Below are 12288 nucleotides of genomic sequence, written 5' to 3' on the forward strand. Positions count from 1 at the left end.
ATAGCAAAAAAGCCGAATAATATTCATGTCTGTCATCACCCTTACCACCGATTTTGGGGACCTCTACCCTGCAGCCATGAAAGCCGTGGTCCTGCGTATCAACCCCGACGCGAAAATCGTTGATATAACTCACTCGATCTCAAGGGCCGGTATCCGGGAAGGCGCTTTTGCCCTTTACTCTCTTGTCCCTTATTTTCCGGAAAAGACTGTTCATGTGGCAGTTGTCGACCCCGGGGTCGGGACTTCCCGCCGCGCCCTTGCCATAAAAGCCGGAGAGGCTGGCCGTGAGCAGTTTTTCGTGGGGCCTGACAACGGGCTCCTGATCCCTGCAGCTCGCTGCCTGGGGGAGATGGAAGTGTATGAAATTACAAACAGGGACCTTATGCTCAAATCCGGGATTTCCGCGACATTCCACGGCAGGGACATCTTTGCACCTGTGGGAGCCCACCTCTCAAAAGGTATGCCAATCGAGGGTGTCGGGCATAGAGTCTCGGATTTTGTGGACCTTGATTTCGGATATTTTGGAGTTGACGGGCCTTTTCTTATGGGGAAAGTTGTTTTTGCTGACAGTTTCGGAAATGTGATTACGAATATCCCGGAAGATGCCATTCTGCAATTTTGCACTTTTGGCTCGAAGGTAGAGGTAAACGGCCGAAAAGTCCCCTTTGTCCGGAGTTATGGTTTTGTCGGACAGGAAGATGCACTTGCACTTATAGGCAGCCACGGTTTTCTGGAAATTGCGATAAACCAGGGAAGTGCTGCACTTCAGTTCGGGCTCAGAGGTGGGGACCCTGTGGCAATTAAAATTTTATGAGTAGCTTCGCCTTCAGGCAGGTGAATATTTATAGAATATTCTTTATACAAACTGCCCGTTAAGTATGAAATTAACTGATGTAAAAACGTACAAACTGGAATTCTTTTTCTTTTCTATTCTGATTGTTCTAAGCTATGTCGCTCTTTCCGGAAATGATCCCGGAACCAGGGCCGGAAGTATGAATAATTACTTCTGGGTGCCCTCTGCGGTGATGCAGTCTATAGCTGCAGTATATGCCGTGTTTATTGCCATTTTTGCCCTGTCCTGCAGAGGGCCCGGGACAGCATCCATTCGATTGCAAACCGGTTAAAGCTCCCTTTGAAAATCGTATCATACACGGCTGCCGGAAGCATATATCTCAACGGGCTGATGCTTATCATTTTCAGCTTATATTCTCCCCCAGAAGTGAAAATAAAGTTCATGCTTTTCACTTCTCTGTTTTCATTAGTAGCCTCCCTCGTCGCCATCGTTTATCTTTCCCTGGAGATGTTAAGTGATGTTTCCGGGCTAAAAACTTCCTCCGAAAAATTTGCTCATCTTTCGAATCTCCTTCGGGAGCTTGAGGGCTTGGGGTCTTCAGGGCAAATGGAGCTCAGTGCCGAGGATACGGAGTTCTGTATCCAGGCCCTTGATGACGAAAAACCGGATGTCCGGATGGTTGCGGCTCAGCTTCTGGGTCGGTTGGGGGATGAACAGGCAGCAGATGCACTCTTAAGAAAATTGGCAGATAAAAATTCCCGGGTGAGGGGAGCTGCAGTTGAGGCTCTCGGTTGTGTTGGGAGCGAAAAAACCGTCGATGTGCTTGTTGAAAAGCTTGAAGATAAAGATCCTGACTTCAGGTCGCATACCATCCGGGCGCTTGCCAGGCTCGGAGATGAAAGGGCAGTTTTCCCTCTTGCCAGAAGGATGGACGATAAAGTCCTTGAGGTCAGGGTTGCTGCAGCCGAAGCTCTCGGAAACCTTGGAAGCCGGAATGCGGTAGATGCCCTTCTCAAAAAGCTGGAAGACCCTCAGATGGCAGGCACTCCCGTAGAACTTCAAAAACATATCATGGTCGCTCTTGGGGAAATCGGGGATAAAAAAGCCCTGGAAGCCATTCTTTCCAGATTGGATTCTCCCTACCCGGAAATCAGAAAGCATGCCGCAGAAGCTCTTGGAAACCTGGGGGACGAGATGGCTGTTTCCCACATGGTCAAAAAACTCGCTGATCTCAGCCCTGAAGTAAGAAACGCTTCCGCATATGCCCTGGGAAAACTCGGAGACAAACGTGCAGTTGAGCCTCTCATCGGAATGCTTAACGAACCCGACCCCGAACTCAGGATTACTGCCGTATATGCACTTGGAAACCTCAGAGCCCCGCAGGCAGTAAGCTCTCTTATCAAAATGCTGGATGACGATAATCCCTGGGTAATAAAGTGTGCCGCCGAAGCCCTCGGAAAAAGTGGAGATAAAAAAGCAATCGAAGTCCTCGTTAATAAACTAAATGACATGGACCCGGAGGTCAGGAGAGTTGCAGCCGGAGCCCTGGGGATTATTTCCGAAAACCAGGATTTCAGGTGAAAAAGGATCAAAGGAATAAGAAACATTTGATACGGTATTCCGGTTGCCCTGTTTTTCGCTCCCTGAACTTATCCCCACACCTGTTTTAAGTCCTCTTGAGCGAACAAAGTGAGCGAAAAGGACCGCGTGCTGTTGCACTTGCAGTGCAACTCCCAGAAAATCTCCGATTTCCTGTGATCCCGAAGCGCAAATCGGGAAGCGCAAATCTGCCGTTACATCCACTCGTAATGCATCAAAACTTCAGGATTGAAACTCTGCATCAGGCTATTTTCAGTATACCCGAAAAAGAGGCAGCCTTCGCAATTCTGCACTATTTCTTTCCTGCGCTGTGTAGAATCTTCCCATACTTTTTCAAATCCGTCTTTCATAACGTTCCCGAGTGGTTCATGCTGTACCCGGCAGGTCTCGGCAGTCCCGTCATGTGTGACATTGATAATAATGCCGCTTGCCCTGCATGTGTAATCCATTTTTCCATCCCTTACCATTTTGAGGTAGGTTTTGGAGTTAATAATGGGGAAGCCCTCTTTTTTCAGCTCGATTATTCTGTCCACAACCCGGCGGAATTTTTCTTTGTCGCGGATTCCTATTTCGCTCCAGATCTCTTCGCTGATTCCGGGAAACTCATGTACAGGCTCAAATGATATTTTTACACCCAGTTTTTTCGCAAGCAAAATCAGGGTTTCAATGTCGTCCAGATTTTTTCCTGTGAGTACGCAGTTCAGCAGGATTGGATTTTTCTGTTTCTGGTGTTTCCTTACCTCGATAGCCTTTTTTAAGCCTTTCAGCAGGGTTTCAAAATCCATTCTCCGGATTTCTTTATAGCTTTTTATCCCATCTACTGAAACCGAAAGGAAATCCACATCTTCAAGCTCTTCTACTCTTTCGTAGAGCAGCTTTCCGTTTGTGACCATGGATGTGACCATCCCGAGTCCCTTTGCATGAGCCATTATCAGGGGCAGGTCCTTTCTGAGAAGAGGTTCAGTCGTCCAGGCATTATAAACTCCTATTCCGAATTTTTTCGCATCATCGAGCAGCTTGAAGACCTCTTCTCTTTTTGGTTCTTTTCCGGGCTCTTTCCAGTATTCACAGAACTTGCAGCTCATATTGCAGCTGGCATTTACGCCGTGAGAGATGACAAAAGGGCGCTTTTTAATCCTTATCTGCCAGAGGGCTTTTGAAGCCATGATGGGGTCAAATCGGGACATAGGGATCTCTTTCTGTTTTTAACAATAGCAGTTTTTCCATTCAAGATTAATTCCTCTATTCATGAGCTTTTTTATTATAACTTTTTTGTAAGAGAAGCTGAATAACAGGAGAACTAAAGAGATTAAAATGTTTAAGAGAAGGTAAGAAAATAATCACTTAATTGGCCAGAAACATAATCTTAAACGTTAGTATGGAAAAACAGCTCGGAGAAGTAACCTTCAAAATAGCTGAACATTGAATCTCTGAATAGGGAAACAGTTAAGCTTTAACCAAATCTGAACTATGGGAATATTTATTATGAGTACAAATTCTTGTTTTCAAAACGATTATTTTTTAAAACGATTATTTTTCAAAACGATTATTTTTTAAAACCACTAAAAATACTTCAAAAGTTTTGAAATCCAAAAAAAAGAATGCCCGCCCTGAGGCGAGCTATGGGTATTGAAATCACCCGAAGAGGGCGCCGAGACCGGCCATTCCGTCTTCTTCGGAGGTGTCTTCTTCTTCTGGTTCCTCAACAGCAGCTTCTGCTGCTGCAGGGGCTGCTGCTGCTGGAGCTGCTGCTGCTGCGGGGGCTGCGAATGCGGCCTTTGCGATTGCTTCTTCGATGTCCACGCCGTCAAGGGCTGCGACAAGGGCTTTTGCCCTGGCTTCGTTTACTTCTACACCAGCTGCCTGAAGAACGGCAGTGATTGCTTCTTCGGAAATTGCTTTACCTGCGTTGTGCAATAAGAGAGCTGCATATATGTATTCCATCGTTGATCACCTAATTTTATATTATCGTAAATTGTAAATCGTAAATCTGTTTATCCGAAAAGGGCACCGAGTCCGGCCATTCCGTCTTCTTCGGCATGGTCTTCTTCTTCCTCTTCAGGTTCTTCTTCCTTCTTTTCTTCTGCTGCTACCGGAGCTACTGCTGCTGCCGCGCTTGCGGCTGCTCCGAGAACTTCCCTCAGATCTTCATCCACAGCAGCTGCGTCCTTATCTGCAGCTTCGGATGCAACAGAGGTCATCTGGACATGTGCTTTTGCCAGCAGGGCGTCCATGACTCCCGGTTCAAGTATAACAGCATTGACACCAAGGTTCTTTGATTCTGCATGTGCTTTTGCCAGCAGGGTGCCGATTGTTGCGCTTGTCGGGTATGCAGTGTTGACTGAGAGATTGAAAGCATTCTGAACTGCACTGATAATGTCAGAGAAGTACTTGCCTTCATCAATTGCAAGGAGTTCCGGCCCGTAAATTGTCCCTTCCTCATAGGCGGCTCTCATGTCAAGCCCTACAATGAGTGGGAATATTTCCAGCTTTGCGAGCATGGTGGCGAGCTTCTGCGGGACTGCCTCACCTGCTTTACAGACAACCTTAGTTTCCTTTATTGCTACCTTCCCGGCTTCTATTGAAGCGGGAATCCCTGCGCTCTGGAATTCACCCAGAATCGGGCCAGGTGGGAAACTGGTGGGGCCCTTCTGGACAATTATATCCACAGGAGCTATTGCGCCTCCTTTTATTGGAGAAGGTGTCTTTGTCTGCTCAAGCAATTTGTAAAGCTTGAAGGGACTTTCATTGGTAAATACCAGAGCAGTCTGTTTGTCAAGGTATTTATTCATCTCGGGAATGGTTTCCCCGAGCTGGTTTAAAGCCCGCTCTGTGAGGGTGTTCCTGGAGACTTTGAGCACCGCAACGTCCTTAAGGTCCCGGCGAATCTTCTGGATCTTGTTTGCAAGAATGCCTTCGATCCCTACCATCCCGAAAACTTTGTGGGACTGGATGAGTTCCTTTATGTTTTCGATTTCATCCTTTTTCCACTGCGGGACGTGCTCGGTGTGATGCCTTTCTTCTGCCATTTACACCACCCTCTCTGATTTCCCCATGGTTGTCGTGACATAGACCGTTCTGAGGTTGTGCTTGCCCTTATCGAGGACACGCTCAAGCCTGGCCATAATAGTCTCAATATTCTCGGCAAGGTCATCAGGATTCATAGTCCTTCTGCCGACAGCCACGTGGAAGGTAAGTCTGTCTTTTGACCTGAGCTTGACTGCATTTTGCTTGCTCTGGATCAGTTCGCCGATATCCTTGTTCGGCATGAGTGGGATAGGCATCTTGCCTCTGGGTCCCAGAACAATACCAAGGTTCTTACCGATTATCGGCATGAACTGAGTTTCTGCAATAAAAAGGTCGCATTCGTTTGCAAGAGTTCTGGCTCTGTTTTTGTCAGCTACCAGCTCTTCGAGCTCAACATCAGAAATAACATACGCAGCACCGGCAGCTTTTGCCTTCAGGCCAACGTCACCCTTTGCAAAAACACCGATCTTCAGCTCTTTTCCGAGCCCGTGCGGAAGAATTACTTCTTCATCGACTCTGTTCTTCGGTTGGTTCATGTCAAGGTTCTTTAAGTTAATCGCCAGATCCACGCTTTCCGAGAAATTGCGTTTTGGCGACTCCTCAATAACTTTCTTGACAGCTTCCAGTATAGTCTTTTCTACCATCTTGTTCCTCCCCGTAGTGTTTGAACTCAGTGTCCAGACAGCCACTCCGGCTTACTACGGTGGTTGTAGGGGCTCCCATCCGGGTCTGTTACTCTTAACAGTAAGCCACCAATAACTTTCTCTAAGCTATTCCAGTAGAACACTGTTCAAGGCTCTTGTGCTATTAGTGGTATCCAATTTAAAACTATTGGTGTGTAGACAGACCACGGATTAAAAGGTAAAAGGAGAAGAAGGTTTACCATTCCTCGCTTGCAAGCAAATCGTCAAATTTGCCTTCATCGAGTGCCTTCTGGCAGTCCTTAGCCTTCATTCCCTCTACGTTCACGCCCATAGGGACACAGGTGCCCATTACCTCTTTCATTGTGGCTTTGAGGTCATAAGCAAGCACGTCTTCCTTTTTCATACGGGCGATCTTTGCAACCTGCGGGATGGTGAGGTTTCCAACAACCTCGCTTCCTGCATTTCCTGACCCTTTCTGGATCCCCAGTTCTTTCATGACCAGGGATGCGGTCGGAGGGGTGCCTACCTCGATCTCGACGTTTTTCTTGTCGTCAACAATTATCTTCACAGGGACCTGCATTCCATTGTAGTCCCTTGTTTTTGCATTGATCTTTTCGACCACGTCTTTTATATTGACCCCGAGCGGACCAAGTGCCGGACCTAATGGTGGTCCGGGATTCGCTTTTCCTCCGGGGACAAGTGCTTCAACAATACTTGTCATCTGAGTCTCACCGGTTTTTATAGTATAAATTTTGTAGATTTGTTTCAATCCACTCTGAGTACTGGTGATTTTTGTTTATTAATAAGCTGGAATGTTTCAGGCGTTTCCATCCGATTTCTGGCTTAGTCTTTCTCTTTTTTGAGTATTCTTACGGTATCGCCGCGAATCGTGATGGGGATCGGAACCACAGCATCGAAGAGTTCCACAGTAATTTCCTCATGCCCTTCGTCAACCCTTTTAACCCGGGCTTTTTCTCCCTTGAAGGGTCCAGAGGTGACCTCAATTATAGCCCCTTCCTTGATTCCGGTCACTATTGGCTTGGGCTTAAGGAAATGCTCGATTTCAGCGATTGAAGAACTCCCTTTAACAATGGCTCTTGCGTGTGGAATTGTCTGGATTGCCAGTTCCACGATTCCGGACTTTGGGGTCTCGACAAGGACATATCCTTTGAGCTCATCAGGAGCCAGGATTGCCCTTATGTCCAGTCTCTCCTTCTTCGAAATCCTTGCAAGGGCCATTGCAACTGATCTTTCCTGGTTTGCCGTGGTTTTGATTACGAATATCTGGGAATCCTCACTCATTGGGCCACCCACTGGGGCAACATTGTCAGCAGTACATAGATAATAAATCCAATTGCGCCCACAGCCAGTATGCCGGCACCTGCAACTTTGGCAATGGTCAAGAACTCTTCCCTGGACGGTTTTTTCGTAAGTTTCAGGACCCTCAGGTGTGCCCGGATTGCCTGACCAACGCTTTTTGTGGTTATTTTCGGTTCAAATGTGGATTCTGCCAATTAATTCACATCCAGGTTTTTATATACATCTTTATTTTTTTCTGGAGTTTTACGCGCGGCTCTTCCTTTGTATGCTGCATCTCCGAAATTTGCTTTTATATCACAGAATATCGGATTTAATATCTCAGGAAGGACGGGCGGATTATATTATTAATTCCTATTATATGAAGATATCACTGGCACGGTCTTTTAAACATCCAAAAATTTAGACGCAGGATTATTACTCACGTAAACCCCTTATCGTGTCAGTAAATATTTATTCATTTTTGATGCCGAATTGTATCGGCATCATACTGCATTTACCATAAAAATAGTTTTCGATTGGATTTATATTCCTACGTTCCTTCTTTTTCCTTTAAGAGGAGGAAAACAGTGTTTTTTCCAACCGAGCGTTTTAACCCATTTTACTGTTTCATTCCTGATCTGATCACTCTACGAAGTCAATTCCGTACTTATATGTAATGTTCTTATCGTTCCCGTGACCGTAAATCTGGGCGGAGGTAACTCCTGTGACCACGATCATGGTACGTACTGTCTGTTCGAGGTCAGGATCGATCTGCGCACCCCAGATCAGGCGGGCATTGCTGTCTATGCGGCTGTAGACTTCCTGAACCACACACTCGGCTTCCGAAATGGTCATGTCAGGGCCTCCAACCACGTTAACAAGAGCAGAGGTCGCACCTGATATGTCCACGTCAAGGAGCGGGCTGCGCAGAGCTTTCTGGACAGACTCGACAGCTTTGTTCTCGCCGTCTGCCTCTCCAAGCCCTATCATAGCAACGCCTCCGTTTTGCATCACAGTTCTGATATCTGCAAAGTCAAGGTTGACAAGTCCGGGCTTTGTAATCAGTTCGGTTATGCCCTTTACTGCTCTCATCAGGACTTCATCCGATACTTTAAAGGCAGCCTGAAGCGGAAGCCTTGGGACCACTTCAATCAACTTGTCGTTGGGGACAACGATAACTGTGTCGGCAACATCTCTCAGACGCTCGAGACCGGCCTCAGCGTTTGTCCTCCTTACATGCCCTTCCACGCTGAACGGGAGGGTTACGACTGCAATCGTAAGGGCTCCTGCATCCCTGGCTGCCTCAGCCACTACAGGCGCGGATCCGGTTCCGGTTCCTCCTCCAAGGCCTGCGGTAATAAAAACCATATCTGAGCCCTGGACGATCTTGTTAATCTCATCAATACTCTCGATTGCAGCATCTTCTCCTATCTGGGGGAGACTGCCGGCACCAAGTCCTCTAGTTTTCTTTCTCCCTATGAGAATTTTTTTGCCGGAGCGTATATGAAGAAGGTGCTGAGCGTCAGTGTTCAGAGAAACAAGGTCTGCTCCCTGGATGCCTTCGCCCATCATGCGCTGGATACTGTTTGAACCGCCGCCTCCGCAACCTACTACTTTGATAGTTGTTTTAAGGCTTCTCAGTATTTCTTCAAGTTCAGCATCCACTTCTAAATTTTCATTAGAGTAATCTGGATCTGAGTACTCTCCCTGCCCGGCGCGTCCTTCCAGGGCAGATCGAGCAAGGGCTTCTTCCACAATGGACCTCATACTACTGTTTTCCTCCATTCTGCTGGGATGATCATTTAACGGATTGTATTAGAAATAAGTATACTACAACAAGGAACAAATTATTTTAACCATCACATATACAGTTTCCAATTTAATAGTTTTCCTTTTCCAGTTTTTGAATTTACACTGTATATGCTTAATAATTTTATTAATGTTACTCTATTTTCCTGTTTGATTTTATATTCCTTGCTCTTCGGGATTATCTGGTCTGTTTCTCTTTTCTGCCTGCACTTCTCTAATTTATTTGTCTCAAATGTATATTTTTTTATTTTGTATGTTTTTTGAGGCTGGTTCCTGTATTTTTATCTTTCCCTTTTTTCCTGATTTTTTTTCATGTTTCCCCTTAATCTCATACCCGCCCGGAGCTTATTTCTGCTAAATTTTCTGCTCAGGTCGCTGCTCAAGATTCTGTTGGTTCTCTGCCCGGATCCTCTCCCGGAGTCCGGCAAAAACGGTTATGTTTTCAGTTATGCTTTTCCTCTTGATTCCCCAAAGATGATGCCTGTTGCAATTAGATGGGCAACCCTGAGAGGCTCCGGAATATTACTTCTTATTGAAGTGAGGCGGACTATCTTTTCTGCGCTTTTTATCCCTATTCCGGTTTTCTGGATATAAGTCGGAGTCCCGTTTTTTTTCGTTATCAGCTTTTCTATTTTGCCGGCTTTTTTTATTATGTCCCAGCGCACATCTCCATCGGAGAAATGCCTGAGGGCAGATCGAATCTTTTCAAAATCAGGGTAGGAACGCATGATTACAATAACAGGAAGTCCTGTCTCTCTGTAAAGTTCCTCTATATCAACAACATTGAAGCCTCCGTAAGTGATTCCATCAAGCATGATAATCCTGAGCTGGCCGTAATGCCTGCTATTCTTTATCATCGTGCTTATCACCTCGGTAGCATCAAGTCCGTCTCTGGTGATCTCCGAGCGCAGGACTCCGTCTATCCAGTCTCCTCCTCTGAAAACAGTTCCTACTATCATTACCCTTTCATTAAGAAGCGCAGAGTCGTCTATGCCCAGAATTCGGATTTCGGGTTTGATGTGAAAATCTGAACTCACAGGTATCTTTATGTCTGAATTACAAAAATAGTTTGCCGGTTCCCCATGACGCCACTCCCAGCAGAAATCAACGGGAAACTGGAATTTTTTCTGTAAAAACGGGCACCCCCGAAAGGTCTTTTTTGTGACTCCCTGTTTTTTACACGAACATTGTCGTCTCAGGAGGGCTGCTAGGCATCATTTTTTGCGTATCTGCAGCCACAGATACCTTACCCACTGCTTCGAGGAAATCTTCCATTTCAACGAGTTCCTTATCTTTTCTGACCGCGAACATGCCTGCTTCAGTGGCAATTGCCTTCAGGTCTGCTCCGCTCATCCCTTCGGTAGCTTTTGCGAGCTTTTTAAAGTCGATTTCTCCCGCAAGAGTCATCCTTTCACAATGGATCTCGAGGATTTTTCCTCTGGCTTCTACTCCGGGCATCGGAACATGGACAAGCCTATCAAAACGGCCTGGCCTGAGAATTGCAGGGTCAAGGACATCCGGTCTGTTTGTTGCTGCAATGATCCGAATGTTCTTTCTCTTGTCAAAGCCATCCATTTCTGCAAGAAGCTGCATCAAAGTTCTCTGAACTTCTCTGTCTGCGCCAGTCGTCTCGTTTAAACGCCTTGCAGCTATCGAATCCAATTCATCTATAAAGATGATACTGGGAGCTTTTTTCCGTGCCATCTCGAAGATTTCCCTTACCAGTTTGGAGCCGTCCCCAATGTATTTCTGTACAAGTTCAGAACCCACAACTCTGATAAATGTTGCATTGGTTCTATGGGCTACGGCTTTTGCAAGCAGGGTTTTGCCCGTTCCCGGAAGCCCGTAGAGTAGTACTCCTTTCGGGGGCTCAATCCCTATCCGGGCAAAGCGCTCAGGCTCAATTAGCGGAAGTTCGACTGCTTCCTGAAGTTCCTGAATCTGCTCCTCGAGACCACCTATCTGATCATAATCCACTTCAACACTTTCGATAACCTCCATTGCGGCAACAAAAGGCTCTTCTGTGGAAGGGATAACCTCTGCAATGGCAAGTGTATGCTGGTTCAAGGCAACCTTTGCCCCTGGCAGCAGTTTTTTCTCGTCAATATATTGTGAGACGTTAACCAGAAACTGAGGTCCGTTACTGCTACGGACAATTATACGATCATTCTTGATCACGTCAATAACCGTACCAATGATCAACGGAGAGGTCTTCATGCGATCAAGCTCTGACTGAAGCTTTCGTATTTCTCTCTCATACTTGATCTTCTGGTTCTCTAAATAGCGTTTTTCGGACTCTATCTGGCTACACTGCTCTTCCAGAAAACTGTTGCGGCTTTCAAGTTGCCTCACTCGGTCCTGGACGCTTTCAGTTGACTCCCCCAGCTCTCCAGGCTCGATTCCGTCATACACAGATCCGGACTTCACAAGGTGACTGCGCATGCTTTCATCCTTACTTTTGGTACTTTCCGTCATGGAGCTCCGAATATTATTTAAGTTCATACCGTATATAGCGTTTTCGAAGTGATCAATATGCAGTGCGAAATATGTGGTGCAGAGATCCGTGAAAAGCCTATATCCGTTACAATTGATAACAGCGAACTCCAGGTCTGCCCGAAATGTGCACCGTACGGTAAGCCCGTTGATAAACGGACGCCCGTATCAAGGAAAGTCTCTCCGGTAGTTCGTACGGTATCACGAACTGAAAAGAGGCCAAAGAAGGATTTCTTCGATATTTTAAAAGATGAACTTCTGGACAACTACGATCAGATTATCCGAGACGCCAGAGAAGCCAAAGGCTGGTCTCTTGAAGATCTGGCTGAAAACATCAAGGAAAAAGCATCCCTGATCAGAAAGATAGAGCGAAGCGAAATAGTACCCGAAGAATCTGTTAGAAAGAAACTGGAACATGCCCTTAATATCAAACTCACCGAACGCACGGATGCCGCAGGGCAGGAAGTCTCTCACATGAGGAAAGATACTACTCTTGGCGACATAGTAAAAATTAAGCGCAAATAAGTGTGGGTTTTAACTGTAAAGGTTTTAATTGAGGTTTTTTTTCCAGCAGTAACAATCGTTTCCGGCAGGTTTTTCCTTCCGGAAACAATTCTAATGGAG

The 12288-nt window shown here is 46.2% G+C and carries 13 protein-coding genes; 3 read left to right on the forward strand and 10 right to left on the reverse strand.

Annotated features, from left to right (window positions below; all coding sequences use genetic code 11):
- Positions 1-25: 25 nt before the first annotated feature.
- A complete protein-coding gene (locus tag EO98_RS14515) occupies positions 26-814 on the forward strand; it encodes an S-adenosyl-l-methionine hydroxide adenosyltransferase family protein (protein ID WP_048137922.1) in 789 nt (262 codons plus the stop codon).
- A 318-nt stretch (positions 815-1132) separates the two neighbouring features.
- The gene (locus tag EO98_RS14520; protein ID WP_048137924.1) at positions 1133-2374 is read left to right on the forward strand and encodes a HEAT repeat domain-containing protein; all 1242 of its coding nucleotides are present in this window, start codon (positions 1133-1135) and stop codon (positions 2372-2374) included.
- A 212-nt stretch (positions 2375-2586) separates the two neighbouring features.
- Here the strand turns inward: EO98_RS14520 and EO98_RS14525 are convergent, their stop codons facing one another.
- The 10 genes from EO98_RS14525 to EO98_RS14570 all read right to left on the reverse strand — a co-directional run bounded on the left by EO98_RS14525 (position 2587) and on the right by EO98_RS14570 (position 11646).
- Complete coding sequence (locus EO98_RS14525) at positions 2587-3579, reverse strand: radical SAM protein (protein ID WP_048137926.1); 993 nt, start codon at positions 3577-3579, stop codon at positions 2587-2589.
- A 448-nt stretch (positions 3580-4027) separates the two neighbouring features.
- Complete coding sequence (rpl12p, locus tag EO98_RS14530) at positions 4028-4336, reverse strand: 50S ribosomal protein P1 (protein ID WP_048131553.1); 309 nt, start codon at positions 4334-4336, stop codon at positions 4028-4030.
- A gap of 50 nt (positions 4337-4386) precedes the next feature.
- Entirely contained in the window at positions 4387-5421 is a 1035-nt protein-coding gene (locus EO98_RS14535) for a 50S ribosomal protein L10 (protein WP_048137928.1), read from the reverse strand.
- Positions 5422-6063: a 50S ribosomal protein L1 gene (locus EO98_RS14540; protein ID WP_048131550.1), complete on the reverse strand. Its 642-nt coding sequence runs from the start codon at positions 6061-6063 to the stop codon at positions 5422-5424.
- A gap of 235 nt (positions 6064-6298) precedes the next feature.
- Entirely contained in the window at positions 6299-6784 is a 486-nt protein-coding gene (locus EO98_RS14545; protein WP_048131549.1) for a 50S ribosomal protein L11, read from the reverse strand.
- Positions 6785-6906: 122 nt separating this feature from the next.
- Positions 6907-7365: a transcription elongation factor Spt5 gene (locus EO98_RS14550; RefSeq protein ID WP_048137930.1), complete on the reverse strand. Its 459-nt coding sequence runs from the start codon at positions 7363-7365 to the stop codon at positions 6907-6909.
- Entirely contained in the window at positions 7362-7577 is a 216-nt protein-coding gene (locus EO98_RS14555; RefSeq protein ID WP_048131547.1) for a protein translocase SEC61 complex subunit gamma, read from the reverse strand. The genes EO98_RS14550 and EO98_RS14555 overlap by 4 nt, the downstream gene beginning before the upstream one ends.
- 427 nt (positions 7578-8004) lie before the next feature.
- Positions 8005-9129 carry a cell division protein FtsZ gene (ftsZ, locus tag EO98_RS14560; RefSeq protein ID WP_048137933.1) on the reverse strand — a complete coding sequence of 375 codons (1125 nt, stop codon included), beginning with the start codon at positions 9127-9129 and terminating at the stop codon, positions 8005-8007.
- Positions 9130-9617: 488 nt separating this feature from the next.
- A complete protein-coding gene (locus tag EO98_RS14565) occupies positions 9618-10208 on the reverse strand; it encodes a DUF99 family protein (protein ID WP_048137935.1) in 591 nt (196 codons plus the stop codon).
- Between the two features lie 139 nt (positions 10209-10347).
- Positions 10348-11646, reverse strand: coding sequence for a proteasome-activating nucleotidase (locus EO98_RS14570; protein WP_048137937.1), 1299 nt, complete (start codon positions 11644-11646; stop codon positions 10348-10350).
- 57 nt (positions 11647-11703) lie between these two features.
- Here EO98_RS14570 and EO98_RS14575 point away from each other — a divergent pair, with 57 nt between their 5' ends.
- Positions 11704-12189: a multiprotein bridging factor aMBF1 gene (locus EO98_RS14575; RefSeq protein ID WP_048131538.1), complete on the forward strand. Its 486-nt coding sequence runs from the start codon at positions 11704-11706 to the stop codon at positions 12187-12189.
- The last annotated feature ends 99 nt before the right edge of the window (positions 12190-12288 follow it).

The organism is Methanosarcina sp. 2.H.T.1A.6 (assembly GCF_000979455.1).
Taxonomy (GTDB): domain Archaea; phylum Halobacteriota; class Methanosarcinia; order Methanosarcinales; family Methanosarcinaceae; genus Methanosarcina.

Excerpts from the sequence above, each read along its gene's own strand:
- EO98_RS14515 (WP_048137922.1), top strand. The coding sequence starts at position 26 with ATGTCTGTCATCACCCTTACCACCGATTTTGGGGACCTCTACCCTGCA.
- EO98_RS14525 (WP_048137926.1), bottom strand. The coding sequence starts at position 3,579 with ATGTCCCGATTTGACCCCATCATGGCTTCAAAAGCCCTCTGGCAGATA.
- rpl12p (WP_048131553.1), bottom strand. The coding sequence starts at position 4,336 with ATGGAATACATATATGCAGCTCTCTTATTGCACAACGCAGGTAAAGCA.
- EO98_RS14535 (WP_048137928.1), bottom strand. The coding sequence starts at position 5,421 with ATGGCAGAAGAAAGGCATCACACCGAGCACGTCCCGCAGTGGAAAAAG.
- EO98_RS14540 (WP_048131550.1), bottom strand. The coding sequence starts at position 6,063 with ATGGTAGAAAAGACTATACTGGAAGCTGTCAAGAAAGTTATTGAGGAG.
- EO98_RS14545 (WP_048131549.1), bottom strand. The coding sequence starts at position 6,784 with ATGACAAGTATTGTTGAAGCACTTGTCCCCGGAGGAAAAGCGAATCCC.
- EO98_RS14550 (WP_048137930.1), bottom strand. The coding sequence starts at position 7,365 with ATGAGTGAGGATTCCCAGATATTCGTAATCAAAACCACGGCAAACCAG.
- ftsZ (WP_048137933.1), bottom strand. The coding sequence starts at position 9,129 with ATGAGGTCCATTGTGGAAGAAGCCCTTGCTCGATCTGCCCTGGAAGGA.
- EO98_RS14570 (WP_048137937.1), bottom strand. The coding sequence starts at position 11,646 with ATGACGGAAAGTACCAAAAGTAAGGATGAAAGCATGCGCAGTCACCTT.
- EO98_RS14575 (WP_048131538.1), top strand. The coding sequence starts at position 11,704 with ATGCAGTGCGAAATATGTGGTGCAGAGATCCGTGAAAAGCCTATATCC.